The organism is Caballeronia sordidicola (assembly GCF_000729995.1).
Classification (GTDB): Bacteria; Pseudomonadota; Gammaproteobacteria; order Burkholderiales; family Burkholderiaceae; genus Caballeronia; species Caballeronia sordidicola_A.
Genome location: NZ_JNFG01000201.1, coordinates 218,901 through 245,093 on the forward strand (window position 1 = coordinate 218,901; position 26,193 = coordinate 245,093).

The 26,193-nt window shown below is 60.9% G+C and carries 25 protein-coding genes; 15 read left to right on the forward strand and 10 right to left on the reverse strand.

The window, feature by feature from the left end; genetic code table 11:
• Position 1: 1 nt before the first annotated feature.
• Positions 2–703: a 2Fe-2S iron-sulfur cluster-binding protein gene (locus tag FH08_RS0139725; RefSeq protein WP_035568450.1), complete on the reverse strand. Its 702-nt coding sequence runs from the start codon at positions 701–703 to the stop codon at positions 2–4.
• A 459-nt stretch (positions 704–1,162) separates the two neighbouring features.
• Here FH08_RS0139725 and FH08_RS0139730 point away from each other — a divergent pair, with 459 nt between their 5' ends.
• Both FH08_RS0139730 and FH08_RS0139735 read left to right on the forward strand, forming a co-directional pair.
• A complete protein-coding gene (locus FH08_RS0139730; protein ID WP_031363674.1) occupies positions 1,163–1,459 on the forward strand; it encodes a type II toxin-antitoxin system MqsR family toxin in 297 nt (98 codons plus the stop codon).
• Positions 1,460–1,461: 2 nt separating this feature from the next.
• Complete coding sequence (locus FH08_RS0139735) at positions 1,462–1,863, forward strand: type II toxin-antitoxin system MqsA family antitoxin (RefSeq protein WP_031363675.1); 402 nt, start codon at positions 1,462–1,464, stop codon at positions 1,861–1,863.
• 81 nt (positions 1,864–1,944) lie between these two features.
• Here FH08_RS0139735 and FH08_RS0139740 read toward each other — a convergent pair whose 3' ends face one another.
• The 3 genes from FH08_RS0139740 to FH08_RS0139755 all read right to left on the reverse strand — a co-directional run bounded on the left by FH08_RS0139740 (position 1,945) and on the right by FH08_RS0139755 (position 4,783).
• Positions 1,945–2,745 (reverse strand): transporter substrate-binding domain-containing protein, encoded by an 801-nt coding sequence (locus FH08_RS0139740; protein ID WP_031363676.1) that lies wholly within the window; start codon positions 2,743–2,745, stop codon positions 1,945–1,947.
• A 201-nt stretch (positions 2,746–2,946) separates the two neighbouring features.
• Positions 2,947–3,471, reverse strand: a complete 525-nt coding sequence (locus FH08_RS0139750) for an isochorismatase family protein (RefSeq protein ID WP_035568457.1) — start codon at positions 3,469–3,471, stop codon at positions 2,947–2,949.
• Positions 3,461–4,783, reverse strand: coding sequence for a GNAT family N-acetyltransferase (locus tag FH08_RS0139755; RefSeq protein WP_235210649.1), 1,323 nt, complete (start codon positions 4,781–4,783; stop codon positions 3,461–3,463). The genes FH08_RS0139750 and FH08_RS0139755 overlap by 11 nt, the downstream gene beginning before the upstream one ends.
• 209 nt (positions 4,784–4,992) lie before the next feature.
• Here FH08_RS0139755 and FH08_RS0139760 point away from each other — a divergent pair, with 209 nt between their 5' ends.
• The 6 genes from FH08_RS0139760 to FH08_RS0139785 all read left to right on the forward strand — a co-directional run bounded on the left by FH08_RS0139760 (position 4,993) and on the right by FH08_RS0139785 (position 12,159).
• Complete coding sequence (locus FH08_RS0139760) at positions 4,993–5,412, forward strand: GFA family protein (protein ID WP_051888895.1); 420 nt, start codon at positions 4,993–4,995, stop codon at positions 5,410–5,412.
• A 48-nt stretch (positions 5,413–5,460) separates the two neighbouring features.
• Complete coding sequence (locus FH08_RS0139765) at positions 5,461–6,021, forward strand: DUF488 family protein (protein ID WP_051888913.1); 561 nt, start codon at positions 5,461–5,463, stop codon at positions 6,019–6,021.
• A 192-nt stretch (positions 6,022–6,213) separates the two neighbouring features.
• Positions 6,214–7,779 (forward strand): S53 family peptidase, encoded by a 1,566-nt coding sequence (locus FH08_RS0139770; RefSeq protein ID WP_031363682.1) that lies wholly within the window; start codon positions 6,214–6,216, stop codon positions 7,777–7,779.
• Between the two features lie 127 nt (positions 7,780–7,906).
• A complete protein-coding gene (locus FH08_RS0139775; protein ID WP_031363683.1) occupies positions 7,907–9,556 on the forward strand; it encodes a S10 family peptidase in 1,650 nt (549 codons plus the stop codon).
• Positions 9,557–9,667: 111 nt separating this feature from the next.
• Positions 9,668–11,818: a catalase HPII gene (gene katE / locus FH08_RS0139780; RefSeq protein ID WP_031363684.1), complete on the forward strand. Its 2,151-nt coding sequence runs from the start codon at positions 9,668–9,670 to the stop codon at positions 11,816–11,818.
• Positions 11,819–11,856: 38 nt separating this feature from the next.
• Complete coding sequence (locus FH08_RS0139785) at positions 11,857–12,159, forward strand: putative quinol monooxygenase (RefSeq protein WP_031363685.1); 303 nt, start codon at positions 11,857–11,859, stop codon at positions 12,157–12,159.
• Positions 12,160–12,226: 67 nt separating this feature from the next.
• Here FH08_RS0139785 and FH08_RS0139790 read toward each other — a convergent pair whose 3' ends face one another.
• Positions 12,227–12,664 carry a PRC-barrel domain-containing protein gene (locus FH08_RS0139790; protein WP_031363686.1) on the reverse strand — a complete coding sequence of 146 codons (438 nt, stop codon included), beginning with the start codon at positions 12,662–12,664 and terminating at the stop codon, positions 12,227–12,229.
• A 632-nt stretch (positions 12,665–13,296) separates the two neighbouring features.
• Positions 13,297–13,617 (reverse strand): DUF4148 domain-containing protein, encoded by a 321-nt coding sequence (locus FH08_RS0139795; protein ID WP_031363687.1) that lies wholly within the window; start codon positions 13,615–13,617, stop codon positions 13,297–13,299.
• Between the two features lie 385 nt (positions 13,618–14,002).
• Between FH08_RS0139795 and FH08_RS48975 the strand changes: the two genes are divergently transcribed.
• Both FH08_RS48975 and FH08_RS0139805 read left to right on the forward strand, forming a co-directional pair.
• Positions 14,003–17,608, forward strand: coding sequence for an ATP-binding protein (locus FH08_RS48975; RefSeq protein ID WP_051888896.1), 3,606 nt, complete (start codon positions 14,003–14,005; stop codon positions 17,606–17,608).
• A 228-nt stretch (positions 17,609–17,836) separates the two neighbouring features.
• Positions 17,837–18,289, forward strand: a complete 453-nt coding sequence (locus FH08_RS0139805) for a hypothetical protein (RefSeq protein WP_235210650.1) — start codon at positions 17,837–17,839, stop codon at positions 18,287–18,289.
• 53 nt (positions 18,290–18,342) lie between these two features.
• On the opposite strand, the gene FH08_RS0139810 is transcribed toward FH08_RS0139805, so the two are convergent.
• On the reverse strand, positions 18,343–18,531 hold the full coding sequence (locus tag FH08_RS0139810) for a hypothetical protein (RefSeq protein WP_031363690.1): 189 nt from the start codon (positions 18,529–18,531) through the stop codon (positions 18,343–18,345).
• Positions 18,532–18,710: 179 nt separating this feature from the next.
• The gene (locus FH08_RS0139815; protein ID WP_200878857.1) at positions 18,711–19,892 is read right to left on the reverse strand and encodes a TIGR03364 family FAD-dependent oxidoreductase; all 1,182 of its coding nucleotides are present in this window, start codon (positions 19,890–19,892) and stop codon (positions 18,711–18,713) included.
• Between the two features lie 112 nt (positions 19,893–20,004).
• Between FH08_RS0139815 and FH08_RS0139820 the strand changes: the two genes are divergently transcribed.
• On the forward strand, positions 20,005–20,760 hold the full coding sequence (locus FH08_RS0139820; protein WP_031363692.1) for a DeoR/GlpR family DNA-binding transcription regulator: 756 nt from the start codon (positions 20,005–20,007) through the stop codon (positions 20,758–20,760).
• Positions 20,761–20,791: 31 nt separating this feature from the next.
• Here FH08_RS0139820 and FH08_RS0139825 read toward each other — a convergent pair whose 3' ends face one another.
• A complete protein-coding gene (locus FH08_RS0139825; RefSeq protein ID WP_031363693.1) occupies positions 20,792–21,919 on the reverse strand; it encodes a 2-aminoethylphosphonate--pyruvate transaminase in 1,128 nt (375 codons plus the stop codon).
• A complete protein-coding gene (locus tag FH08_RS52270) occupies positions 21,891–22,097 on the reverse strand; it encodes a hypothetical protein (RefSeq protein WP_152603036.1) in 207 nt (68 codons plus the stop codon). Before FH08_RS52270 ends, FH08_RS0139825 begins: the two co-directional genes overlap by 29 nt.
• A gap of 137 nt (positions 22,098–22,234) precedes the next feature.
• Between FH08_RS52270 and phnS the strand changes: the two genes are divergently transcribed.
• The 4 genes from phnS to phnV all read left to right on the forward strand — a co-directional run bounded on the left by phnS (position 22,235) and on the right by phnV (position 26,192).
• Positions 22,235–23,326 carry a 2-aminoethylphosphonate ABC transporter substrate-binding protein gene (phnS, locus tag FH08_RS0139830; protein ID WP_031363694.1) on the forward strand — a complete coding sequence of 364 codons (1,092 nt, stop codon included), beginning with the start codon at positions 22,235–22,237 and terminating at the stop codon, positions 23,324–23,326.
• 71 nt (positions 23,327–23,397) lie between these two features.
• Positions 23,398–24,486 (forward strand): 2-aminoethylphosphonate ABC transport system ATP-binding subunit PhnT, encoded by a 1,089-nt coding sequence (gene phnT, locus FH08_RS0139835; RefSeq protein ID WP_419178047.1) that lies wholly within the window; start codon positions 23,398–23,400, stop codon positions 24,484–24,486.
• Positions 24,464–25,363: a 2-aminoethylphosphonate ABC transporter permease subunit gene (locus tag FH08_RS0139840; protein ID WP_051888897.1), complete on the forward strand. Its 900-nt coding sequence runs from the start codon at positions 24,464–24,466 to the stop codon at positions 25,361–25,363. The genes phnT and FH08_RS0139840 overlap by 23 nt, the downstream gene beginning before the upstream one ends.
• A 64-nt stretch (positions 25,364–25,427) precedes the next feature.
• Positions 25,428–26,192, forward strand: coding sequence for a 2-aminoethylphosphonate ABC transport system, membrane component PhnV (gene phnV, locus FH08_RS0139845; protein ID WP_087881930.1), 765 nt, complete (start codon positions 25,428–25,430; stop codon positions 26,190–26,192).
• Position 26,193 lies beyond the last annotated feature (1 nt).

The window sequence follows — 26,193 nt, forward strand, 5'->3', positions numbered from 1 at the left end:
CCTAAGCTTTATTGATCGCAACGGTCTTCACCGCCGCGACAATGTTCGGATACGCACCACAGCGACAGATATTGCCGCTCATGCGTTCGCGGATTTCATCGTCGGAGAGTTGGGGCGGACGGTAGCGCACATCGGCGGTCGCGGCGCTGGCGTCGCCGGCACGGAATTCGTCTATCAGCGCGATTGCCGAACACAGTTGGCCGGGCGTACAGAAACCGCACTGGAAGGCGTCGTGATCGATGAAAGCCTTTTGTATCGGGCTGAGGCTGAGCGTCTGCGCGTTGGCGAGTCCTTCTACGGTCACGATCGTATCGCCATTGTGCATGACGGCGAGCGTCAGGCACGAGTTGATGCGGCGGCCGTTCGCGATCACCGTGCACGCGCCGCACTGGCCGCGGTCGCAGCCTTTTTTAGTGCCGGTGAGGCTCGCGTATTCGCGCAATGCGTCGAGCAAGGTCGTGCGTGCTTCAAGCTGCATTTCGTAAGCATGGCCGTTGATGGTCAGCTTCACGGGCATGAGCGGCGCGGCCGTTTCGGGCGCTGATGGCTGCGGTGCGGAAGTCGTCGACGGTTGCTGCGCATGGGCGAGCGGAGCGGCGGTGACGGCCGCTGCTGCCGCTGCGGATTGCAGGAACTTGCGGCGGGATGGTTTTATCGCTTCGGGGTCTGGGTTGGTGTTATGAGGGACGTTGATGTGGCGCATGGCGATATGAAGCTCCTCGCTCGATCGAGTTAGCGCTGTGTGTGGCTGGACGCGTCGGGGTCATCGGCGTGTCTGGCTAACTTGGGGCGCTGACACCATTCGCTTGGGCGTTGCGGAGTGCAAGTCAATGAGCGAAGGGTGACGAACGAAGTCAGCAAATCTAATGCCATCGATTTGTGCCGCGCTCTTGGGGTGTTCACCGTCCGGAATTGCAGGTAAGGGCTACATTAATCGGTAAATCGCGGCGCTCGCGGTGGGTTCTGCCGCGCTCAGGTGCGTTGTTCGGTTGGCTTACCGTGCGCTTACTTTTCGCTGATTCATTCAATCGCAAGCGTCCAGTGCTGGCGCTGTATGCCAACCTTTGTGCGGTCAGAGAGCACGCTGATTCCGTAGCGCGAGCGCGTATTCGAGCCAAAACGTGCACTTGCTAAAAATAACCAAATAGGTTATTTTGTTCGCATGGAAAAAGGCGTCGCACACTGCAAGTTGTCTCTCGTCATCGCCTTGATCGAAGCGGGTAAAGTCCGCTCAACTATGTCGGCACTCGCCGGCGGAGCCGCACTGGGCTTCGACTTCGAGGGAATCATTGGCGTGGTCAAAGCGCTGGTGTCAACCGACTTTTATAAGAGCATGACTACGCACGCTGATCACCGCATCTGGCAGGACGTGTATCAGCCCACCACCGTCGCCGGACCGGTTTATCTGAAACTGACGGTGATTGATGACGTGCTTGTCGTGTCCTTCAAGGAGCTATGAACATGAAGTGTCCAATTTGTGCGGCGGCAGAGCTGGTGCATGACACGCGCGATGTGCCATACACGTACAAGGGCGAGTCGACCGTCATTCCTGATGTGGCCGGCGATTTTTGCCCCGCTTGTAGCGAGGCTATTTTCGATTTATCCGAGTCGACTCGTGTCAGCGCGGCGATGCTTGAATTCAACAAGCAAGTGAATGCATCGATCGTCGATCCGGCTTTTATTGCAGGCGTCCGTAAGAAGCTTGCACTGGACCAACGCGAAGCCGCTGAAATATTTGGCGGTGGCGTCAACGCGTTTTCGCGCTACGAGAACGGTAAAACCAAACCGCCGTTGGCCTTGGTCAAGCTATTGAAGATACTGGATCACCACCCTGATTTACTCGATGAGGTAAGAGCGGCTTAAAGTCGACCGTACCGCGCTAACCAAAAATGCAAACTGCCACCTCACGGTGGCAGTTTCACATCGATGACGCTTCAGCCTCGTTTACAAATCGCTCGGATACGGTGCTTTGAGCCACTTCGTCGAAAGCTTGTTCAGCGTGCCGTCGTTCTTCGCTTTCAGCACGGCTGCATCCACTTCCTTCAGCAGACGCGTCTCGCCCTTATTCACGGCAACATGATCGGGTGAACTAAAAAGCGCGAATTTCTGCTCGGGCGCGATCGGCGGATTACGCGCGATGATTGTCGCGCCCACGTCGTTGCCCACCACCATCAACTGAACCTGCCCTGACAGGAATGCCGAAATCGCGCCATTGGGATCGTCGAAACGCTTGATGGTCGCGTCCGGCGGTGCGACCTTGGTCACGCTCAAATCCTCCAGCGTGCCGCGCGCCACGGAGATCGTCTTGCCTGCCAGATCCTTTTCGCTTTTCACCGGCAACGACTTCGGTCCGAACACCGCGAGATAGTAAGGCGCGTATGGCCGCGAAAACTCGAGCACTTTCTCGCGCTCCGGCGTCTGGCCCACACTCAGCAGCACGTCGGCCTTGCCGGTGGCGAGATACGCCATGCGGTTTTCACCGGTGATCGGTACAAGGTCGACCTTGACCTTCATCGTCTTGGCCAGATAATCGGCCATCTCTATGTCATAACCCTGCGGTTTCATATCCGGGCCGATAGAGCCAAACGGCGGATAGTCCATGAATACGCCGACCCGGAGCACGCCGTTTTTCTGCACGGTATCGAGGGCATCCGCGTGGGCGAAGGTGGCCGTGACCGCTAAGGGCACAGCGAAAGCCGCCGCCACGAAGAGGCGCCGGGCAAGGCGGGAAAGGCGAATCGTCATGATGGTGGCCTTGAGCAGAAAAGTCGGAGAGCGGGAATCAATATTCACCTCGCGGTATTCACTCGCGATCCCGGAGCGCTACGTGAGCGTGCGTGTGAAAGCACGTGAAAGCACTCTAGGCAGGCCAAAAACCCGCAACAATCGAAATATGCTCATGCCAGCCATGATCTGCGTGCATGGCTTGGGGCGCTTTCACTGATGCTATTTAATCAGCGCCAATGCATCCCTGAAACGCGGATGCCGACAGCTTCCCAGCCAGCCGAAAATCGCGGTTTCCGTGGTGGTAGGAAGCGCTCCTTCGCGCTGCGCTCTAGCCAGCGCGATTGCCTTATTCTCCGGGGCGCGTGAACCGACGGCATCGGCAATCAGCTCCACCGTATAGCCCAGTTTCAGCAGACCAGTCACCGTCAGCAACACGCAAACATGCGCTTCGCAACCGGCCACGAACAGCACCGTGTCCTTCGACGGCAACGCCGCCACGAAGTCTGCGCACAGCGTCGCGTCGAACGTATCCTTCTCGATCGCGCGATGCCGCTCGCCAATCAGGCCATCGACGCTGGCGCCAAGCCCCTGCGGATTTTGCTCGGTGACAAGCACCGGGATATCGAGCAGATCGGCTGCTTTCACCAGCGCTAAACAATGCCTCAGCACAGCCGCGCCTTCATCGATATGCGGCATCAATTTCGCCTGCATATCGATGACGACAAGCACCGGATCAGGCTTCACTTTCCATGATCCGGTCGATCAGCCGCGCGTTTTCCCCCGCTGATCCGATGCCTTCGTGCTTGGCCATCGGGATGAAAAAATGCGTCTTCACGTTCGGCAGGTTTGCACGATCCAGCCACTCCGTCAGATGCCGTGTGAGCCTGTGTGCGGGCGCATCGATCTCGCCGCGTAATACGGGCGGCAACTGACTGAGATAACGCATCTCGGTTTGATACGGCTCGGGCGCGACGCATAACGCATCGGGACGTCCATCGGGGTCTGCCGGCAGGCGTTCCAACGCCTCACGCAGCAACGCAACCCCCAGGCCCTGGCCGCGCCACGCTTTCCTCACTTCCCACGTGCTGATGTACACCACCCGGTGCGTATTGAACACGCTGCACAGGCGCTCGGCCCCAAGCGCTTCAGTGGCGGCGAGCGCGAGCGACAGCATCTCGCCGGAGTAGGTATCGAGGACATAAACGAGGTCCGCGCTGCTCTGAATGGGCGGCACTTTCACGAGTTTCAACTCGACCGCCGCCGCGACGATATCCGTTGCCGCCTCGTGAAATACCGCGAACGCGGTGCCGAGCCGTTCGTCGTCGACCTGCGGATATTCATGTCGATAAGTCATGGTCAGCAGGAACGGGCCGATCTTTTCCCCGGTCTTTTCACGATAGGCCAACGGCTTGTCGACGTCGTAATCGCTCTTGCCGTCCAGCCCGTAGGGGTCGTAGTCCTTCGTGGACGATGCCGGCTCCAGGTCCGCAGCCGCTTTCAACGCCACCGCCGGCCGCCGCGACTTGGGCACCAGGTCTTCCGGCAACCCTTCCCAGCTCAGGCGTAAAAATTCGCGAGCGCCGCGATAGTGCGTTTCGAACAACGACACGACCGCCGTCGCTTCGAACGGCGCAAGAATGCGTTCCGCGGATTCGAGCGCACGATCCATCAACTGATCGGCTTCAGCGGGATCGGGCACGTGCCGCGTGCCATCGTTGTCCGCGCCACCATTGGCGGCGTGTTGTTGGCGCGCGAGTTCGAGCCATTCGTCGGCGGCCCGTTCAGCGAGAAATCCCGCCGCAATCTGATAACCGGACAGCACGATCGACTTGCCCGTGTCTCCAAGCGGGAACACGTACTCGTCGGTCATGACGTCCGCGACGTGCACGTTTTTGTAATCCTTGCGGGCAGACGGCGCGTTCTCGGCAGCGTCAAAACGTTCGTGCGACAGCACATACGCAGCGAGATCGGGAGCGGCCGGTGTCGCGTACGGCCCGGTCGCGACAGTAGCCGTCGCGCCGGAGGGGAGCAGAGCCAGCAGGGATACGTGCGTCATGAGTGCCATCTCCGTCTCGTGGGGGTGTCATCGTAGCAAAACCGCGCTTTTTTGCACGTCACAAAGTCTATGCGGCGCGCAGGTTGCTACCTCGCGGATTGCTACTAAGATTGTTGCCATGGCCGCTGCTGCATGGGTAATAGGATCTTAGGATCTGCAAGGTTCCTGCGCGCCAGTAGATACAGATACCAGATTATAGGGAGGCTGCGATGAACGACATGATTCAGAACCCGGATCAGGAAGTTCGACATGAAGGAGGTTGCGCGTGCGGTGCGTGGCGCTTTACCGCGACGGGGGGACCGGATCGCGTCGGTCTTTGCCATTGCATGACATGCCGCCGCGTGCATGGTTCGGCGTTTGGCGCGTACGCGGTTTATGCGGAGGAGCAGGTCACCATGTCGGGTGCGACCAGAGCCTGGCAAAGCTCCGCCGATGCCCGTCGCCACTTCTGCCCGGTATGCGGGTCGGTCGCTTATATGGCGTATGTCAACACTGACGAGATCGACTTGCCGATCGGCGCGTTCGACGAAACCGGTTTCCTCGACCCATCGTATGAACTCTGGTGCATCCGCCGCGAGCCGTGGCTGTCCGGCGCTGGACGGCGGGAATATCCCGAAAACCGGTCCTGACGGCAGGTCCTACAAGCGCACCGGATTGCCGGACTCATGGATCGCCAGATGAACGCGCCTTTTTTCACCATTGGTCATTCGACGCGTTCGCTGGCGGAATTTATCGGTTTGCTGAAAGAAAGCGAGATCGACATGCTGGTTGATGTCCGCAGCATTCCGAGATCGCGGACCAATCCGCAGTTCAACCAGGACACACTGCCGGATTCGCTGAGTGCAGGGGGTGTTGCCTACGTGCATATTGCGGCGTTGGGCGGCCGGCGCAGCAAGCGCAACGCGGACCAACCGTCACCGAACACCTACTGGACGCATCCGGCGTTCCGCAACTACGCCGACTACGCGCAGGGCTGCTCTTTCCGCGAAGCGCTGGAAGAACTGCGGGACCTCGGCCACGCACGGCGCTGCGCGATCATGTGCTCGGAAGCCGTGTGGTGGCGGTGTCATCGGCGGATCGTGGCGGACTATCTGCTTGCGCGAGGCGAGACCGTGCTGCACATCATGGGCCCTCACCAGGTCAGGCCCGCGACGCTTACGCCGCAAGCCTTGGCGCAGCCGGACGGCACCGTCATCTACCCCGAATCAAGCGTGCAACCCGGGGCGACGCCGAATTGACAGTTTCCTTGTGCCGACGCATAAGCAGAAGGCAATCGTTTGCCTATGCTGGAACTGCGCCCGTCGCGCCGAGTCGGATAACAGGCTGAAGCAAGCAGAGACCACCTGGAGTCGAGGTAACCGCTGGTAAGTCATCTCGACTCCGGATCCGCGCGACACGAATATTTCCGTACCAGCCAGGAGCCACAAGCGATGAGCAAGCATCCGATAGCCGGCAGCGACAAGTCGCAACCCGAAGGCGCACGTTGCCTCGGCGCATGCAATCCGGACGAAAAAATCGAAGTAGTAATGATGCTTCGGCGGCAGAACGAGGACGCATTCCACCAGTTGATGCAAAAGATCAATACCGGCGCCGCCGACGCCGTGCCGGTTTCTCGCGAAGAGTTCGCCCAACGCTTTGGGGCATCCGCGTCGGATGTCGCCAAGACGGAAGCCTTTGCGAAGGCGCATGGCCTGAGCGTAATCCGCGCCGATGCGGGCTCGCGCAGCGTGGTGCTGTCGGGCACGATCGCCCAGTTCAGCGCGACCTTCGGCGTCAAGCTGGAGCGCTTCGATCATCACGCGATCGGCGAGTATCGCGGACGCACGGGACCGGTGAACGTGCCGGAAGACATGAAGAACGTGGTGACCGCTGTGCTGGGTCTGGACAGCCGCCCGCAGGCGCGCCCGCATTTCCGCTTCCGGCCGCCGTTCAAGACCGCGCGCAGCGAATCCAGCACGTCATACACGCCGCTCGATCTCGCGCGGCTCTACGACTTCCCCAGCGGCGACGGCAGCGGGCAGTGCGTGGGCATTATCGAACTGGGCGGGGGATATAACGAAACCGACCTGAGCGCCTATTTTTCGCAACTGGGCGTGGGCAAGCCGAATGTGGTCGCGGTTGGCGTCGACCAGGCCAGGAACGCGCCGTCGGGCAACCCGAACGGGCCTGACGGCGAGGTGACGCTGGACATAGAGATTATCGGTGCGATTGTCCCTGGCGCGCGCATCGCGGTGTATTTCACGACCAACAGTGACGCGGGTTTTATCGACGCCGTGAACCGCGCGATCCACGACGATACCAACAAGCCATCGGTCATCTCGATCAGTTGGGGCGGACCGGAAACCAACTGGACGTCGCAATCGCAAAACGCCTTCGATGAAGTCCTGCAATCCGCCGCGGCACTGGGCGTCACCGTATGCGCGGCCTCCGGCGACAGCGGTTCCAGCGACGGCGCCACGGACGGCCAGAATCACGTCGACTTCCCGGCCTCCAGCCCGTACGTGCTCGCATGTGGCGGGACGCAGTTGCGGGCATCGGCGAAAGGGATCAGCAGCGAAGTGGTATGGAACGACGGCGACCAGGGCGGCGCAAGCGGTGGCGGCGTGAGCGCCGTGTTTGCGCTGCCGGCCTGGCAGAAAGGCTTGAGCGTCACGCGGGTCAGCGGCGGCAAATCGGCGTTGACCAAACGCGGCGTGCCCGATGTCGCAGGCGACGCGTCGCCGGTCACGGGCTACGATGTGATGATCGACGGAACGCAGACGGTGGTGGGCGGCACGAGCGCGGTCGCGCCGCTATGGGCGGGGCTCATTGCCCGGATCAACGCGGCGGCGGGCAAGCCGGTGGGTTTCCTCAACCCGAAGCTGTACGCTGCGAAGACCGCGGGTCACGACATCACGCAGGGAAACAACGGCAGCTTCGAGGCGACGGCGGGATGGGACGCCTGTACGGGGCTCGGCAGCCCGGACGGCGCGAAAGTCGCGGCTGCGTTGAAATAGCGGAGTAACGGTTGCAGGTCGAGATCAGATAGGTTGAAGTTATCAGGTTGAAGTTATCAGTTGAAGTCAAGCAAGTAATGACGATGGGCCAGGCAAGAACTCCAACAACACCGGCAAGGGAGCAATCATGACGAACTCCAGTTCAGCGGCAAACGTACCTTCAAAAACAGCTTCAGGCACCTCGCCAAAGGGCTCTTCAACAGCGCCGGATCAGCCTTACTTCGATCCCACTCCGTATGGCAATGGCCCCGACGATTCCATCGACGCCACCCTGACCGACGAAAACGCCGCGATCACGCATCACTCGGCCGTCATAGGCGGCAAGACGATCGACTACACGGCCACCGCCGGGCATCTCGTGATCGTCGATCCAAGCAGTTCCAAGCCGGAAGCCAAGTTGTTCTACGTGGCGTTCACGCAGGATAATCAGACTGAAGAATCACGCCCGGTCACATTTTTCTATAACGGCGGACCGGGATCGTCGTCGGTATTCGTGCTGCTCGGGTCCTTCGCACCGCAACGCATCAAGACCTCGATGCCCGGGTTCACGCCGCCCGCACCCTACCAGATGGAAGACAACCCGGACAGCTTGCTGGACAAAAGCGATCTCGTGTTCATCAACCCGGTGGGCACCGGTTATTCAGCCGCTATTGCGCCGAACAAGAACATCAATTTCTGGGGCGTCGACCAGGACGCGAATTCCCTCAAGCAATTCATCAAGCGCTTCCTGACGAAAAACAATCGCTGGAATTCGCCAAAGTTTCTCTATGGCGAGTCGTACGGCACGGCGCGCAGTTGCGTGCTTGCGTACCTCTTGCACGAGGACGGCGTGGACCTGAACGGCATCACGCTGCAGTCGTCGATTCTCGACTACACCCAATCCGGCAATCCGGTGGGTGCATTGCCGACGGCCGCTGCGGATGCGTGGTTTCATCGCAAGCTGGGCGTGCATCCGCGGCCGACCGACCTCCTGACGTTCGCCGAGGAAGTCGCGCAGTTCTCACGTACCGATTACATCGCGGCGCTGCGTAAATTCCCGCAGACCGACAACGACACGGTGGAGAAGCTGTCCGAATACACGGGCATCGACAAAGCCACGCTGATTGCGTGGAGTCTCGACGTGGCTTCCTACGACAGCCGTGGCAACTCGCTCTTTCTCACCACGCTGCTTAAGTCCAAGGGCGTGGCGCTGGGGTCCTATGACGGCCGCGTGACTGGTATCGAGACGGGTATAGCGGGCAAGATCGATCCGAACTCCGGCGGCAACGACCCGACCATGACGGCGGTGACCGGGGTTTATACGGCGATGTGGAATGAGTACTTGAACGAACAGTTGAAGTTCACGTCCACGTCGTCGTTCACGGATCTGAACGACCAGGCTTTCGCCAACTGGGACTTTCATCACACGGACCCGACCGGTGCGCAGAAGGGCGTGGACGCGAAGGGCAACATCATTCTCTACACGGCCGGCGATCTGGCTGCGGTGATGGCGCTGAACATCGACTTGAAGGTGTTGTCGGCGAATGGTTTTTACGACTTCGTGACGCCGTTCTACCAGACGGTAATCGACCTGCAGGAAATGCCGCTTATCGATAAAACCGTGCGGGAGAATTTATCGGCGACGTTCTATCCGTCGGGGCACATGATCTATCTCGACGATGGTTCACGCACGCAATTGAAGGCGGACCTCGCGAAGATGTATCAGGCCGCGACGACCGATCACCAAGCCATGGGCCGGATTCGCGCACTGCAACAACGCAAGATTGCAGCGAAATAGCTCACAGTAAGGAAGCGTCTGACGGAGTGCGTCGGCGGGAACACAAGTTGCGAACCGACGAACGAGCGCATGTTTATTGCGCGAGTTCAACTGCAACCCGGAGTTCCCCCGATGCCCACCTCGAAGAAGAATGCTGGCGCGCCCGCGCCCTCAAAAAACACCAGCGCAGTTGCGCGAACGCCTTCGCAGAACAACACCAATCCCAAGCTCGACAGTCTTGAGCCGTTCCGCTCGGACGCGACGAATCAAGCGCTCACGACAAACCAGGGCGTGAAGGTTTCCGATAACCAGAACACCCTGAAAGCCGGTCCTCGCGGACCCTCGCTGCTCGAAGATTTCATCATGCGTGAAAAAATCACGCACTTCGATCATGAGCGGATCCCGGAGCGCATCGTGCATGCACGCGGTTCGGCCGCGCATGGCGTGTTCAAGCCATACAAAGCGCATACGGACTTGACGAAAGCGGCATTCCTGCTGGACCCGAACAAGGAAACGCCGGTGTACGTGCGATTCTCGACGGTGCAGGGTTCACGCGGGTCGGCAGACACCGTGCGTGACGTGCGGGGCTTCGCCGTCAAGTTCTACACCGAAGAAGGCAACTTCGACCTGGTCGGCAACAACATGCCCGTCTTCTTCATTCAGGACGCGATCAAGTTCCCCGACTTCGTTCATGCAGTCAAACCGGAACCGCATAACGAAATGCCGCAGGGCGGCTCGGCCCATGACACGTTCTGGGACTTCGTCTCGCTCGTACCGGAGTCCGCGCACATGGTGTTATGGACCATGTCGGACCGCGCGATCCCGCGCAGTCTGCGCACCATGGAAGGATTCGGTATCCATACGTTTCGTCTGGTGAATGCTCAGGGCCACGGCCGGTTCGTCAAATTCCACTGGCGTCCGACCATAGGTTCGGCGTCGCTCCTGTGGGACGAAGCGCAGAAGCTGGCGGGCAAGGATGCGGATTTTCATCGGCGCGATCTGTGGGAAGCGATCGACATGGGCGACTATCCGGAATGGGAGCTGGGCGTACAGATTGTGGAGGAGGACGACGAGCATTCGTTCGACTTCGATCTGCTCGATCCGACCAAGATCATTCCAGAGGAAATCGTGCCGATCACCATGCTCGGCAAGCTCACGCTGAACCGCAATCCGGATAACTTTTTCGCGGAAACGGAACAGGTGGCGTTTTGTCCCGGGCACATTGTCCCGGGCATCGACTTCTCGAATGATCCGCTGCTGCAAGGCCGCTTGTTCTCGTACACGGATACGCAGATCAGCCGGCTGGGCGGCCCGAACTTTCACGAGATCCCCATCAACCGCACGATTGCGCCGATGCACAACAACCAGCGCGATGCAAAACACCGGATGACGGTGAATCGCGGGCAAGCGTCGTACGAACCCAATTCCATCGATAGCGGCTGGCCGAAGGAAACCGAACCGGCGGCGATTGGCGGTGGTTTCGAGACCTATCCGGAACGCGTGGACGCGGTAAAGATCCGCCAGCGCAGCGAGTCATTTGCCGATCATTATTCGCAGGCCACGCTGTTCTGGAATAGCATGACGAAGCCAGAGAAGGATCACATCGTGGGCGCGTATTCGTTCGAGTTGAGCAAGGTCGAGCGCAAGTTCATCCGCGAACGGCAACTGGGAATTCTGGCGAATATCGATAGCGAATTGTGTGCACGTGTTGCCGATAATCTCGGCCTGGCGGCGCCGAAAGCGAGCGCAAGCGCAGCGGAATTGGGCAAGTCGTCGCTGACTGAGTCACCGGCGTTGAGCATTGTCGCGAAGGCGAAGCCGTCGGTGAGGACACGCAAGGTTGCGATTCTCGCCGCGAAGGGCGCGGATGTCGCCACCATCAAGGCGATCAAGGATGCGCTGACGGCGGAAGGTGCGCATGCGAAGGTGGTTGCGCCGCAGCTAGGCACGTTGGGCGACGGCGTGGAAGTCGATGCAACCATTCTCGCTTTGCCATCGATCATGTTCGACGGCGTGGTGGTAGCCGGTGGTGCGGCGAGTGCGAAGCTCCTGTCGGAATCCGGCGATGCCCGTCACTTCATACTCGAATCGTTCAAGCATCTCAAGGCAATTGGCGCGGTGGGCGATGGTGAGGACTTGCTGGCGGCCGCGCATCTGCCGACCGGTGACGAAGGCATCAGCGTAGGCAGCGACGCGAAGAAGGTGATGAAGGCGTTTATTGCGGCGTTGTCGAAACATCGCGTATGGGCGCGGGCCGAAATGGCGGAAAGCGTGCCGGCGTGATGGGCGCTGGCCATTATGGTGTGTGAACGGAGGACGACATGGTCAAGACAGCATTGTGGGTCCGGTTGGAAGCAAAACCCGGCAAGGAGAAAGATGTCGAAGCGTTCTTGTTGGGCGGCCTCGCGCTGGTCGAGCAGGAGCCTGCCACGACCGCATGGTTCGCGTTGCAATTGGATGCAAGCACGTTCGGAATCTTCGATGCCTTTCCCGATGAAGCCGGTCGCGACGCGCATCTTTCCGGCAAGGTCGCCGAGGCGCTGATGGCGCAGGCAGCCGAACTGTTCGCCTCGCCGCCGCAGATCATGAAGATCGACGTACTGGCAGCGAAGCTGCCGGGTTGAACGCCCGCAGCACGTGGACTACTTGCTGCGGCGTTGAGCGTAACGCCGCAGCAAGCCTCACATCACCTCAATGATGGTCGTTGAACTCCGCACGGGGTTTCGGTGCCGCGGGCATCTTCGCGTATTCAAACTCCGGCAGCGCTTTGATTGCCGCCTTCGTCGCGCCTGCCAATACGATCTTGCCGCCGACCATATCGAGTTGCTCGATAGGAATGGCGACGTCGTGATGCGATACGCCGGCAAACTGGCTGGCCGCGATAATCGCAAACGATACCGACTTGTCCGGCGCCACGATGATGTCGTGAATCACACCGACCCGGTCGCCGTTCTCATTGACGACAGGCTTGTTGAGGATGGATTTCTTGACACTCCAGCCGCCCAGAATGGCTGTGGATTCCTCCACGCTGATGCCGAGCGTCTGCGAGCCGGCGACTTGCGCTTGCGAAGGAAGGGCGACTTGAGCGAGCGCTGCTGCAAGTAGCGCTGCGATGAGTTTCGTCTTCATGTGTGTCCTCTTGCGCGAGTGAATGAGCAGGCGGGTGGCGCGCACATGCCCGGCTTCGAGTTGGGAAACCGGAGACACGCTTGGCAACCGACCGCCGGAAAAACCATGGCCAGGCGTTGATAGCTGATGGTCATGGGCGGAGCGTTGTTCGACTAAGCAACTAAGCGACTACGCGACGACTACGCGAAACGAACGGCTTGATACGAGTGACACGAAACGCATTGGCAAAAGCGAACGAGCATGCTCACGCCGGCGATGAATCCTGGCGTTTGCTCGGAGGTTGAATATTGCCTGGCCCGGATGGCTCGTTTGAGCGATGTGACAGCGGTGTGTCATGTATCCGCAATAAACATTCGCAATAAACGAGCTGATTGGATAGGGCAACAGAACCTGGCTGAATGTTAGCCGCGAAATCAATTTCTGTCAGAGACCGACTAACTGCGGCTAAAAGAGGAGTGGGGTGAGAAAGACGCGGCTGCATGCCGGTCTATTCCCGAACTATGGATGGTGCTGCACGCAAGCTTGAAACGAAGAGAGCCGCTACGTGGCTACGTGGCAGCTCCCTTCACTACTTCAATTTAACTAACGCGTTAATTTTTTGCCAGATGGCACTCCGGTCATAAATGTCCCGCTTAGTGCCCGAAGTACACCGAATGTGTTCCATCGGGTTGCGCCATCGGGGCGCGCATGCCGGCAGCGGACGAACCATCTGTCGGCGAGCCATAGGACGTTGCCGTGACGCCGCGATTCGCTTCCACGCGTTGCTCTGCTGCCTGCGCCTGCGCGGGGTAGGTGGTGTGATCGCCTTCAACGTTATAGCCGGATTGTTCCATCTGAAGCAGATCGGCCTTGACAGCAGGGCGGGTTACCGTGTCCGCGTCTTGCGCATAAGCGAATGCCGGTGCGCCGAGCGCGGCAGCAAGCACGATTGCGGGAACCAGTGACTTGAACATGACGGAATCTCCTCTCTTATGTGTGTTGAGTTTGTTCCAGGACCAATGAGGTCATGCTGAACAGACCCATTAATGAAGTGTAGGCAAGTAAGCGTTGTTGCATTAGCCGTGAATCTGTCGAAATAGTATTGTGTGTCTCGCAATAATGAATGCACTGGATCAGTGCGAATGGGGTCGGGTTAACTGTACGGTTAATGACCAGGCTTACGTTTTTGTTAGCTTGAACAGGCGGATGCGGTGCCCCTTCTTACGTGGGTAAATGCGACTGTGTCATTTAGGCAGACTGAGCGTTTCAACATCTCCAATTGGCGTGGCCGCTTGTATTTGCGACACTGGCGCTCCTTTCAAGAGCGCGTGTCTGGCGCCGTGCGCAGGCAATCACCCAATGAGTTTGCTAAGGACTCACGTCGCGATACAAAGCATCAGCGCGTTGCGTCAGGCAATGGTGTTCGCCTGTCTGCTGGCACTTTCCATTGCAGTCAATGCAGCAACGCCCAAGCCGTTTATCGTGGGTGCGGTCCCGGGCGCATTGCCGCCGATGGAAATGAATGATCCGGATGATTCCAGTTCGGGAGTTCGCGGCGTCTCTGCCGATTTCGCGCAACGTGTGGCTATCGCGTTGCAGAGGCCGCTCGAATGGCGGACCTTTCCTGACCGTTCTGCCATGTTGGATGCGTTGCGTCACCATCGGATTGATGCGGCGACCAGTGCAACCGGCAATGACGCAGGACCGGCGCTGCGTCACAGCCGGCCTTATGTTGCGACCAAGCAAGTCTTCGTTGAACGGCGCGTGGCGGGCCGTCGCACTGGACGGGTTGCTTATGTCGAGCAGCAAACGTCGGTGCGACAGTTGCACGATGCTTATCCCGCGCTGCACGCTGTGGGCTATCGCGATACGCTGAGTGCGCTGCTGGCTGTGTCGCTGGGCGATGCGGACGCGTTTGTGGGCGATCTGGCCACGACGGGTTACACGATCGATCACCTGGACCTGGTGAGCCTCACCATCTCAGGCTTTGCGGCCTTCGATGAAGCCGGCTACAGCTTTGCCTTCGCCGCCGACGCCGCAGGAGACATCCAGCGTCAGCGCGTGGATGCGGCGCTCGCCGCGCTGCCGCCCCGTTTTCTGCTCGAGGTGCGTGCGCGATGGGCGGCTGCCGCCGCGGTGACGTTCACCCGCCCGCTGACGTTGAGCGATGCACAACGTGCCTGGATAAGCGCTCATCCGGTGATCGACTATTCCATGTATGCGGACGCCGCGCCCATGACATTCCGCGATTCAAGCGGTAAGCCCGCGGGGCTGGCAATCGATATGCTCGCGGCTATTGGCGCCCTCACGGGTCTGAGCTTCGAAGGCCGCCTGCACGGTTCCACAGCGCAGGTGACCGATGACCTGGGCGACGGCCGCGCGAGCCTGATCGCCTACGGACTGAGCGCGGGGCAGATCCCGCCGCAGTTCGCGCCGACCAAACCTTATGGCGAAGGCGTGCTTGTGATCCTGACGCGGGCGGGATCGCAGCCGCTGCGCGACGCGCAAGCGCTGGCGGGCAAACGCGTTGCGCTTTGGCGCAATCATGCGCTCATGAGCGAATTGCGCGAGCGCGTGCCGTCGGTGCGTATTGTCGAGACATCGCCGATCAATGGCCAGTTCGATGCCGTGGTAAACGGCCAGGCCGACGCCACCATCATCGACCTGACTTTCGCCAACTATGCGGTCGGCAATCCGTATCGCAACAAGCTCGTCATCACGGGCGCGTTCTCGGATCAGCCCGTGCAGCACGGGTTTCTCATTGCGCGTAACCAGCCCATGCTGCTCGCGATCATGAACCGCGCGATCGAACACATGCAGCCGACCGAACTCGATGCCATTCGCCGCCGCTGGATGCTCATCGAACACCCGGAGAGCCAGTGGGAACGGCGGCGTCCGCAAGTCATTTTCGGCGCGCTGCTGGGTGCGGCCATGCTTGCTCTGTTAATCGGCTGGGCGGTGTCGTTGAAAGCGCAGATTGCGCGCCGGCGGGCGGCCGAACATGCGATGCGCGCGGCAAAGGAGGAAGCCGAAACCGCGAACCGCGCGAAGTCAACGTTCCTCGCCACCATGAGCCACGAAATCCGTACGCCGATGAACGCCGTGCTCGGGCTTCTCGAACTTGAATTGCGCAGTCCGGGAGACCGTGCATCGACTGAACGGGCGCTGGGCACGGCGCATCATGCGGCACATGACCTGCTTGGCATGATCGACGATATCCTCGACATGGCGAAGATTGAAGCCGGGCGGCTCGTGCTGACACCTGCGCCGCTGGAATTGGGCGAATGGGTGAAAAGCGTGGTGGCGATCTATGAGCCGGCGGCACGCAGCAAAGGCGTCGCGCTGGTTGTGCGCATGCGTGGCCATCGGGAGCATGAGCGCGTGTGGGTGATGGCCGACGGGCTGCGCCTGCGGCAAGTGCTGGGCAATCTGTTGTCGAATGCGATCAAGTTCACGGATGCGGGACAGGTGACGCTCGAGTATGCAATCGGGGCAGTGAGGAAAGGCCACGCGCATACCCCTCCCGCTGCCAATGCGCTTATCGCGCATCGCGAACTGTTGCTGGCAGTCTCGGACACTGGCATCGGTATCGCGGCGGATCAGCAAGCGTTGTTGTTCGCGCCGTTCGCGCAGGCGCGACAGGAACGGCCCGGCCGCTTTGGCGGTACCGGTCTCGGCCTCACTATCTGCCGCCGCTTGATGACCATGATGGGCGGCACGATCCGGTTGTCCAGCAAGCCCGGGCAGGGCAGCCGCTTTACCGCGCGGGTACGCTTGCCTGTGGGCCGCCAGCCACTGGAAACGCCCGTGTCAATGTCCGAACTCGATACGCATGACTTGCTCGGTCTGCATGTACTCGTTGTTGACGATCATCCGGCCAATCGCATCCTGCTTGCGAGCCAGTTGAATACGCTCGGCTGCGTGCTTGAAACCGCTAACGACGGCGAGGCTGCTTTTGCGCGTTGGGAGCGGAAGCGGCAAGACGGCGCTCAGTTCGACTTGATCCTGACTGATTGCTCGATGCCCACGATGAGCGGCGAGGATCTTGCACGTGCCATTCGCGCGCGCGAACTGGCGCTGACGCGTCCGAACGCCCATATAAAGCCGACGCCCATCATAGGCGTGACCGCGAACGCGCAGCCCGAGGCGCTTACGCAAGCGCTCGGCGCAGGCATGACGTTGTGCCTGGTCAAGCCGCTTGGACTCGACGCGCTGCACCGCGCGCTGGTACTTGCCATGCACGATGAGCGCAGGCCGAAGGTGGCCGCACTGACCGCCGCCTTGCCCGTTGCCACTCGCGCTGGAGATCCGACGCTGCCATCGGATTCCAGATCCTTCTTCGACCGTGTATTGGGTACTGCACCCATGCATATGTCGACCGCATCGATTGGTGCCGCGAGATCCTTCACGCCAGGCGTGGCGCATGCCGATACCTATGGTCCCACTCAAACCTTCCCGGCGAACAGGGCTGTCGGTAGCGCCGTTTCGGCTGCACTCAATGTGTCCGTTGCGGATCCCGGGAAACTGACGAGCGCGTTCGATGGCCCATCGGATACAGCGCCCAAAGCTGCTCAACCTGTCGATCACGCCGGTGCGGCACTAGGCACGTCCGCTCTCCCATCCACGATCCCGCGTTTCAACGTGGACCAGCTCAACGGCTTCGGGGACCAGGCCGCTGCCCTGGTCGATGCATTGAAGTCGGCGAACCGGCAGGATCTCGAGGAGGCGCGCCGGGCGTTTGCATCGGCGGACTTTCGCCGTCTGCTCGAACTCGTGCACCGAATGAAGGGAGCGGCGTTCGTGATCGGCGCCACGTCTTTCTCCGATGCCTGTCTGAGCCTTCAGCATGCTTGCGTGATAGAGCCAGGACATGGCTACAACACCGCGGCGATTCGCGCGGCCTATGCGCGTTTCCACGCCGAAGCAATAGCGCTCCATGCGGCGCTCGAGCAGCACCCCGCCTAAGGGCTCAAGGGCGCTTTGCTTTTCGATTGGCGTTGATCGACGCGGGTCATTCCGCCGTCGTGATTAATGCCCGATCCCGTTCCTGGAACGCGCATGTGTTTTAATTAGCCCCTCCTCTCGCTCCGACACTTGGCCGTTGCGTTTCCGGCGCGGCCCGATCGCCGAATGAATAGAAGGTTTCTTTCGCATCATCGTCACCACCGCCAAAGTCGCCGGCGTGTTGCCACCGTGTGGTTGCTGCTTGCGCTTTCGGCCGGCGGTGTGCCGGTTCACGCGCAAAAACCCGAGTTGCTTGATCCGCGCGTGACCCAGTCGACCATTGTGGACACGATCTGCCGCCCGGGTTACGCCGACGACGTCCTGCCGCCGTTCGACACCTTGCAGCGCCAGAAAGAGCAACTGCTGAATCAACGCCATGTGGACCCGAAGAGCGCTTCAGACTACGCGCTCGACCACCGCATGCCGATCCTGCTGGGCGGTTCCCCGACCGCGGCGGCAAACCTTGACATCCGACGCTGGGATGGGCGAGCCGGGCAGCGCCGCAAGGAACGGCTGGCGGTGTTCCTGAAGCGCTGCGTGTGTACGGGAGATATGCCGCTGGCCGCGGCACAGGCGGCGATGTCGGGAGACTGGCCGAGCCGTTTCAGCAACCTGTCGAGTCCCACCTGCAGCGGAGGGTGAGGAGAGGGTCGTTCGTCCGGGACCATCGGCACCGATTGAGTGCGAACGACCGCTTATTCCATCGTGAACGTATCAAGCGGCTGATTTGCTTGTGCCTCGCTGGCGAAGCGCCTTGCCAGTTGCTCGTGGAGGCGGCGGGCTTCATCGAGTGTCAGGTCGATCCAGTACGGGTCTCCCGCGCCGTCGTTCAGACGGTCGGGCGGAAACTGAATCTCCAGCACAATGCCTTTCTTGTAGCTCATCGATCAATACCCGGCGCAATCGCAGAAAAGAACAGGCGTCGAGTTTACCGGGCGAGGGCGCCTTCATTGCCCTGCAGCGAGGAAATAGATTCTTGCCGCTAGCTAAATGAAAACCTGTGGTTCTACACCCGTCATGGCATCTGGCCGCGTCGCCAAGGCGTCGCATCTGCGACAGGTTGTCACGCCGTGGGCACCGCTGCACCGTCAAGCAGATGACTGACTACACGCTCACCCAGCGCCGGCCCGCCGCTCATGCCCACGCCGCTATGCATGTACACGCCGGTCACATTCGGCGCGGCCCGCAGGACAGAAAACGGTGCATCCGATGTCCTGGTGCGCGCGCCATACACGCCTTGCCACCGCTCGACGACCCGCACCGTGCTGCCGAGCGTGTCCTCAGCCAGGCCGAGCAGGATTTCATCGATAGCCTGCGCATTGAACGGTGACGGATCATCACCATAATCATGCGAGTCGCCCACGATGAGGTCCCCTCCAGGCGTCGGGCTCGCCAGCAGATGGATACCGTGCTCGAGCAACGCGGGTTCTCGCGCGGCCACTTCCGCTTGCAGCGCAGCGGCTTCGGGAAGGTCCGAGAACGCGCCGTAATGCAGGCAGCTCAGTCCGGTCAGCACGGCATGGTCGAGGGCGAAAGGCGTGGTCGGCCGCACGCGCAGCATCTGCAACCGGCACACCCGCGGTTCCAGTACAGCGAGTTGCGGCGCGAGCAGCGACAGATAATCGTGTCCCGCGCAAACCACCACATGCTCCGCGCGCCACTGGCCCGCAGTCGTCTCGACTCGCCCGTCATCCACATCCTGCACGAGCGTCCCGAAGCGAAAATCCACGTTGAACACAAACCGTAAATAGTCGATGAGCGCAGGCACCGCCTGACGCGAAAACACCTGCAAATCGGCACGCCCATGCAGTGCGGCACGATGCTTGCGGAAGCGGCCATCGTAGAGATCGTCGAGCGCGGCGCGCGAAAGCAACGTGGCATCGTAGCCCGCCGCCTCGGCGCGCGTTGCCGCGAACGCCTCCATCACCTGGGCTTCGGCCGCGCTGCGGGCGAACATCAGCGAGCCGGAACGGCGCACATGCAGCGCCGCGCCGGCTGCCCAGTCGAGCCATATTTTCCGCGATGCCTGCGCAAGCGCATGCATTGCGCCCGGCGGCTGGCCGGTCACCAGCACCATGCCGAAATTTCTGATGGAGGCGCCGAGCGGCGTGCCGCTGCGCTCGAATACGGTTACGCGCAAACCGCGTTTAGCGAACGCATAGGCATGCGCCAGTCCGAGAATGCCCGCGCCGATAATCGCGACATCGGTGCGAAGGGGAGTACGTGTCGTTGTTGTCATGGTCATCCGTGTGGCGGCCGTTCGCGTACTATCGCGTACTACAATACGCGCGGTTCCGGGTTTATCCTGTTTGTCCCTTAGTTCGTTCACTCATTGCCGGCATGTCCGGCCGCACCCGATGCTTGCCGAACAACGTCATCAATACATCCTGTCGGAGTTGTCGAAGAACCGCGCGTTGTCGGTCGCCGAACTCGTGCGTGCGCTCGACGTGTCGCGCGAGACCATTCGGCGCGACCTCAACGCGTTGGCCGAACGCGGCCTGATCGCGACCACCCACGGCGGCGCGCTGTCCAATGATCGGCGCGAGCCGGACCTCGACGTGCGGGAAGCAGCGAACGCAGCCGCCAAGCGTGCGATCGGCGAGCGTGCCGCGCAACTGGTGCCCGACGGCGCGTCGGTGATCATCGACTCGGGGAGCACGACGCAAGCCGTCGCTCGCGCGCTGGGCGACCGGCACCGCTTGATGGTCTACACCAACGACTGGCGCATCGCGCTGCTGCTCGGCCGCCGCAACGACAACAAGGTCACGCTGTTCGGCGGCGAGCTCTCGGACAACGAGGACGCGGTATTTGGCCTCGACACCGTGCAGCAACTTTCGCAATATCACGTGGACTTCGCATTTGTGGGCGCGGGCGCGATCACGCCCGAAGGCTTCCTGACCGACTACTCGCGCCTCGCCGCCGAAGTGCGCAGCCGCATGATCCTGGCGGCGAGCGCGGCGGCTATCGTCGCGGACAACTCGAAGTTCGGCAACGTCACGCCCGTGCGTATTCGCGACTTCGAGAAGGCGCGTTACCTGATCACCGAAGTCGCGCCCGATAAAGCCATGCGCCGCGCGATTGCCGCGCGCGGGCCGGAGTTGGTGATCGCCTGAGGGCGGGGTTGCCCTTGCCGTCACGCTGATCTCAAGCTGCCAGACGCACATGCAGCGTGCCTAGCGCCCGCCCGATGGCCGCTACCGCGTTATATATTTCGTTCGCGTCAATTGCGCCGATGCACCCCACGCGGAACGTCTCCACTTCCGTCAGCTTGCCCGGATAGAGCACATAACCCGCATCGCGGACGGCTTCATAAAAGCGCTTGAAATCGTAGGCTGAATCGTTCGGAGCATGGAACGTGACGATCACCGGGGCCTGCACTGCGGCATCCAGGAACGGCTTGAAACCCAGCGACGCCATGCCGTCGATCAACGCCGCACAATTGCTTCGATACCGCGCGCCACGCGCCGGCTGACCGCCTTCCGCGATGAACTGATCAAGCGCCGCGCGCAACGCGGCGACCACATGCGTAGGCGGTGTAAAGCGCCATTGCGTGGTCTTCACCATGTACGCATATTGATCGTGGAGGTCGAGCGCGAGCGAGCGCGAGTTACCCGCCGACGCTTCCAGCAACGTGCGCCGCACGATCACGAAGCCCATCCCCGGCACGCCTTCGAGACACTTGCCGCTGGCGGAAATCACCGCATCGATACCGCCCTTCGATACATCGATAGGTAACGCGCCGAACGAACTCATTGCATCGACGATCAGGCTCTTGCCATGCTGCTTGCACAGGGCTGCAATCTCGTCGAGCGGGTTCAGCAAACCCGCGCTCGTCTCCAGATGCACCTGCGCCACGTGCGTGATGCGCGGCTCGCGGCGAAACATCTCTTCTATCCGTTCGACGCTGGCCGGCTCATCATCGCTAAACTTCAACTCGATTGACGCCACCCCCAACCGCTCGAGTATTTTCAGTAAGCGTGTGCAATACGCGCCGTTGTTCGGCACGAGCACGACCGCATCGCGCGGCACGAGCGAGCCGAGCGCCGCTTCCACGGAAAACGTCCCGCTACCTTGCATGGGTACACACACAAAATCTTTTTGGCCGGACACGATCGCAAGCAGGTCGCGGCAGATCTCGCTTGTCATCCGGTTGAAAGCCGCATCCCAGGAGCCCCAGTCGCGTAGCATCGCCTGACGGGTGGCAGGCGATGTGGTCAGGGGGCCGGGGGTCAGCAAAATCGGGTCACTTCCATTGATCACGTTTTCCTCCATTCATAGCAACAAGCGCCGCGTCGGCGGTTGGATTGTCGGTCAGGCATCGCGCAGCAAGCATGAAATAGTCTAAGCGTAATTTTGGCGAAATGTGTTCTTTGTTGGAAAAATGTGGCATCGTCATGGCGCTGTCATGAAGTTCTGTGATGCTTCGTTTGGGCTGCTGGCGGACCGACATTCGGGGCGCCGCGCCAGTGAATCATCGGACGCATCGGATCTAAAAGAATCCGGCCGATGCCTGGAAAAAACGTGTCAAAACGACCATTCACCCTCACGCCACCTGGTTGTATCCGCCTTCCCGGAGAAACAAGCACCATGACAAAAAATCGCTTTCCCGCTTCCCGTTTCGTCGCGCAGCGCGTGCTGCCGGCGCTGGCCGTGGCCGCGCTCACCGGTGTCGTGACGGTGCCGGCTTTCGCTGCCGACGCAGTCGTGCTGTACAGCGCCGACGGTCTGGAAAACCTGTACAAGGACGTATTGCCGGCCTTTGAAAAGAAGGAAGGCGTGAAGGTCAATATCGTGATTGCGGGTAGCGGGGAAGTCGTGAATCGCGCGACGGTGGAGAAGGATTCGCCGAAAGCGGACGTGCTGGTCACGCTGCCGCCGTTCATTCAGCAAGCGTCGCAAAGCGGCTTGCTGCAGCCGTACCAGAGCGTCAACTACGCGAACGTGCCGGCAATCGCTAAAGCTTCGGACGGCTCCTGGGCCACCTTCGTGAACAACTATTTCTCGTTCGCGATCAACCCTGAAATCACGAAGACCGCACCGAAGACCTTTGCTGATCTGCTGCAACCCGACTTCAGCGGCAAGGTGGCTTATTCGAATCCCGCCACGGCCGGAGACGGCATGGCCGTGATCATCCTGACCAGCGCGCTGATGGGTGAAGACAAGGCGTTCGACTACCTGAAGAATCTGGAAAAGAGCGCAAAATTCCACACCAAGGGCACGGGATATCTCGACGTCCTGCTCTCGCGCAACGAGATCGCGTTCGCCAACGGCGACCTGCAGATGGACCTGGACGACTCGACCAACGGCGGCCTGTCGCTCAAGCCGATCTTCCTCTCGGCCAAGCCCGGCGAAGCCCCGACCACGTTCCAGTTGCCGTACGCAATCGGCCTGATCAAGGGCGGCCCGAACCAGGCTGAAGGCAAGAAGCTGGTGGACTACCTGATGTCGAAGGAAGTGCAGGCGAAGGTGCCGGATATCTACGGCATTCCGGGCCGTACCGACGTGCCGCTGGCAGGCAAGAACGGCGAGACGGTCAAGCAGGCAATAGCAGGCGTTAAGCTGATTCCGGTGGACTGGAACCAGGTGATGGAGAAGAAGGCTGCATGGACCACACGCTGGAAAAATGACGTGATCGGCAACTCCGACAAACAGCTGGAAGTCGTCAAGCCGAAGTCCTGAGCGTCTGAGCTTTAATGTGACTTGACCTTCGCGCTCGTCCTGTTTTCTCCAAGCTATCAAGGATGCGAACCGTGAACACTTTGACGCTGGCTCCGGCCGCTCGCGAAGCTGCCGCCGTGGATTCAAATCAGCAAGCGCACGGCGGCGTGCGTATTGACCGCTTAAGCGTGCGCTTCGGCACACGCACCGTGCTCGATGACCTGTCGCTGACCATCGAGCGCGGCGAGCTGCTGACCGTGCTCGGCCGCAGCGGCTGTGGCAAGACCACGTTGCTGCGGTTTATCGCAGGGTTCATTGAGGCGGATGGGCTGGCGGGGACGTTGACGGTGGCGGGGCGTGACCTCACGCACGTGCCGCCGTTCAAGCGCAATCTCGGCTTGCTGTTTCAAAGTTATGCGCTGTTTCCGCATCTGTCGGTGTACGACAACGTCGCGTTCGGTTTGCGGGCGCGGCGTTTGAAAGCAGGGGAGATCGCACGGCGCGTAGCCGATGCGCTCAAACTCGTGCAGCTCGGCGACGCGGGGCATGTGATGCCCGCGCAGTTGTCGGGCGGCATGCAGCAGCGCGTCGCGTTGGCGCGGGCGCTGGTGATCGAGCCGGATGTGCTGCTGCTCGACGAGCCGCTGTCCGCACTCGATGCCAACCTGCGCGCATCAGTACGTACTGAACTCAAGGCGTTGCATGAGCGTTTGCCGAACCTGACTATTGTGTGTGTCACGCACGATCAGGACGACGCGCTCGTGCTCTCCGACCGCACCTTGCTGATGCGCGATGGCCGCATCGCGCAACTTGGCACGCCGCGCGAACTCTACGACAACCCGAAGGACGCATTCGTCGCGCGCTATCTTGGCGCGGCCAACCTGTTACCGCCATCCATCATGTTCCCCATCGGCGATGCCCGTCACGATGATCGCGATCACGTGGCATGCGTGCGTCCCGAGTGCCTGTCGATTGTGCCACTGGGCAATGCCCAACTGCATGGCACCATCGCTTCGGTGGAATGGTATGGCGCGGCGTTGTCGGTATCGGTGATGCTGGATGCGTTGCCCGATCAACCCGTGCTTGTCACCATGCAGCGTGCCCACGGGCCGATGCCCGTGAAGGGTGCGCGCGTTTCCCTACGCCATGAGGTTGACGATGTCGTCCTTATCAGTGAGTGAGCACGTAGTCGACGACGTCGCGCATACCGCTGCCAAGCGGCGTCGCGAACGGCTGGCGCAGTGGCATTTGTGGTTTATATTGATTGTTGTGCTGGGTCCGCTGGTCATCTATCCGCTGCTGCAACTCCTGATTCTGAGCGTGAGCGGTGCGCATGGCCTGAGCCTGCATGCCTATACCGCGTTCTTCAGCAATCCGGAGACAAGCGGGGTGGTCGGCACAACGCTCGGCATCCTGTTCGCTAGTGCGACGCTCGCTTCAGTGTTGGGCGTGCTGCTCGCTGCAATGCTGTTTTTCAAGCCCTTCCCCGGTGCGAAGCTCGTCACCCGGTTCCTCGAATTGTTCGTCGCCTTCCCATCGTTCCTGGTCGCGTTTACGCTGATCTTTTTGTATGGATCTCAGGGGTCGGTGAGCATTGGCTTGCAGCGGCTTTTCAACCCGCAGGATCCGCCGCTCAACTTCTTGTTCGGTATCGGCGGCGTGATTCTCGCGGAGGTCGTGTTCTACGCGCCGTTCGTCGTGCGGCCCACGCTCGCGTCGTTCGCCACGCTCGACATGCGCCTGATTGAAGCCGCCAAGAGTCTGGGCGCGAACGGCTGGATGGTTGCGTTCAAGGTCATCCTGCCGCTCGCTTGGCCCGGCATTGCCGCTGGCACGATCCTGTGTTTCCTGCTGACGCTCAATGAGTTCGGCATTCTGCTGGTGCTCGGCAGCGCGCATCTGATCACGTTGCCAATGGCCATCTACAGCTCCGCGACCGTTGATCTCGACTTGCCGACGGCCGCCGCCGGCGCCGTCGTGATGCTGGCAATGTCGCTCTCGTTGTATGCGCTGTACAGGCGAGTCAATCGACGCACCGGAGGCCGCAATGGCAACTGAGTTCACGCTGCCTGCAACGACGTCGAAGCCGCATTCCCTGAAACGGATCGGCGCATGGCTATTCATGGGGTTTGCCGCGCTGTTGTGCTTCTGGTTGTTCGTGTTGCCGGTGATTGTGGTGGCGCTTTCGAGTGTGGCGTCACACTGGTCGGGAACCATCTTCCCCGATGGTTTCAGCATGCGCTGGTTCGAACGTTTGGGTTCCAGCGACTTCGATGCATTGACCACGAGCCTTGAAGTCGGCTTTGGCGTCGCGGTGCTGGGCACCGTGCTCGGCCTATGGCTTGCGCTGGCGCTGGAAGGGCGTGACCGTCGCGGCGTGGGTGCATGGGTCGATACCATCGCGATGATGCCCAATGGCGTGCCGAGCGTCGTGCTGGGGTTGTCCGTGTTGATCGCGTACCACAAGAAACCGCTGGATATCTCGGGGTCGGCGGCAATCGTCGTGCTGGTGCAACTCGCACTCGTGTTGCCCTTCTGTTATCGATGCGCCGCCGCTGCGCTGCGCCCCGAACTTACGATCTTGCGCGAAGCTGCCGCGAGTCTTGGCGCGCCGCCTTCGATGGTCCTCTCACGTGTGGTCCTCCCGCAACTTGTGCCCGCCATTCGCGCGAGCCTTGCGCTCGGGTTTGCTTTGTCGCTCGGCGAATTGGGCGCGACCCTGACCGTCTATCCCCCGGGTTTTGCGACCGTGCCGATCGTGGTGGTCGGGCAGGTGAATCGCGGTTATTACTTGCCGGCGTCGGCGCTGTCGCTGATCTTGCTGGCCGTCTCGCTCGCGGCGTTGTTGCTGATCGCGGCAAAAGTGCCACGGCGGCGAATGGCCTGAT

Coding starts and splice junctions, on each gene's coding strand:
- FH08_RS0139725 (WP_035568450.1), bottom strand. CDS start 703: ATGCGCCACATCAACGTCCCTCATAACACCAACCCAGACCCCGAAGCG.
- FH08_RS0139730 (WP_031363674.1), top strand. CDS start 1,163: ATGGAAAAAGGCGTCGCACACTGCAAGTTGTCTCTCGTCATCGCCTTG.
- FH08_RS0139735 (WP_031363675.1), top strand. CDS start 1,462: ATGAAGTGTCCAATTTGTGCGGCGGCAGAGCTGGTGCATGACACGCGC.
- FH08_RS0139740 (WP_031363676.1), bottom strand. CDS start 2,745: ATGACGATTCGCCTTTCCCGCCTTGCCCGGCGCCTCTTCGTGGCGGCG.
- FH08_RS0139755 (WP_235210649.1), bottom strand. CDS start 4,783: ATGACGCACGTATCCCTGCTGGCTCTGCTCCCCTCCGGCGCGACGGCT.
- FH08_RS0139760 (WP_051888895.1), top strand. CDS start 4,993: ATGAACGACATGATTCAGAACCCGGATCAGGAAGTTCGACATGAAGGA.
- FH08_RS0139765 (WP_051888913.1), top strand. CDS start 5,461: ATGAACGCGCCTTTTTTCACCATTGGTCATTCGACGCGTTCGCTGGCG.
- FH08_RS0139770 (WP_031363682.1), top strand. CDS start 6,214: ATGAGCAAGCATCCGATAGCCGGCAGCGACAAGTCGCAACCCGAAGGC.
- FH08_RS0139775 (WP_031363683.1), top strand. CDS start 7,907: ATGACGAACTCCAGTTCAGCGGCAAACGTACCTTCAAAAACAGCTTCA.
- katE (WP_031363684.1), top strand. CDS start 9,668: ATGCCCACCTCGAAGAAGAATGCTGGCGCGCCCGCGCCCTCAAAAAAC.
- FH08_RS0139785 (WP_031363685.1), top strand. CDS start 11,857: ATGGTCAAGACAGCATTGTGGGTCCGGTTGGAAGCAAAACCCGGCAAG.
- FH08_RS0139790 (WP_031363686.1), bottom strand. CDS start 12,664: ATGAAGACGAAACTCATCGCAGCGCTACTTGCAGCAGCGCTCGCTCAA.
- FH08_RS0139795 (WP_031363687.1), bottom strand. CDS start 13,617: ATGTTCAAGTCACTGGTTCCCGCAATCGTGCTTGCTGCCGCGCTCGGC.
- FH08_RS48975 (WP_051888896.1), top strand. CDS start 14,003: ATGAGTTTGCTAAGGACTCACGTCGCGATACAAAGCATCAGCGCGTTG.
- FH08_RS0139810 (WP_031363690.1), bottom strand. CDS start 18,531: ATGAGCTACAAGAAAGGCATTGTGCTGGAGATTCAGTTTCCGCCCGAC.
- FH08_RS0139815 (WP_200878857.1), bottom strand. CDS start 19,892: ATGACCATGACAACAACGACACGTACTCCCCTTCGCACCGATGTCGCG.
- FH08_RS0139820 (WP_031363692.1), top strand. CDS start 20,005: ATGCTTGCCGAACAACGTCATCAATACATCCTGTCGGAGTTGTCGAAG.
- FH08_RS0139825 (WP_031363693.1), bottom strand. CDS start 21,919: ATGGAGGAAAACGTGATCAATGGAAGTGACCCGATTTTGCTGACCCCC.
- FH08_RS52270 (WP_152603036.1), bottom strand. CDS start 22,097: ATGTCGGTCCGCCAGCAGCCCAAACGAAGCATCACAGAACTTCATGAC.
- phnS (WP_031363694.1), top strand. CDS start 22,235: ATGACAAAAAATCGCTTTCCCGCTTCCCGTTTCGTCGCGCAGCGCGTG.
- FH08_RS0139840 (WP_051888897.1), top strand. CDS start 24,464: ATGTCGTCCTTATCAGTGAGTGAGCACGTAGTCGACGACGTCGCGCAT.
- phnV (WP_087881930.1), top strand. CDS start 25,428: ATGGGGTTTGCCGCGCTGTTGTGCTTCTGGTTGTTCGTGTTGCCGGTG.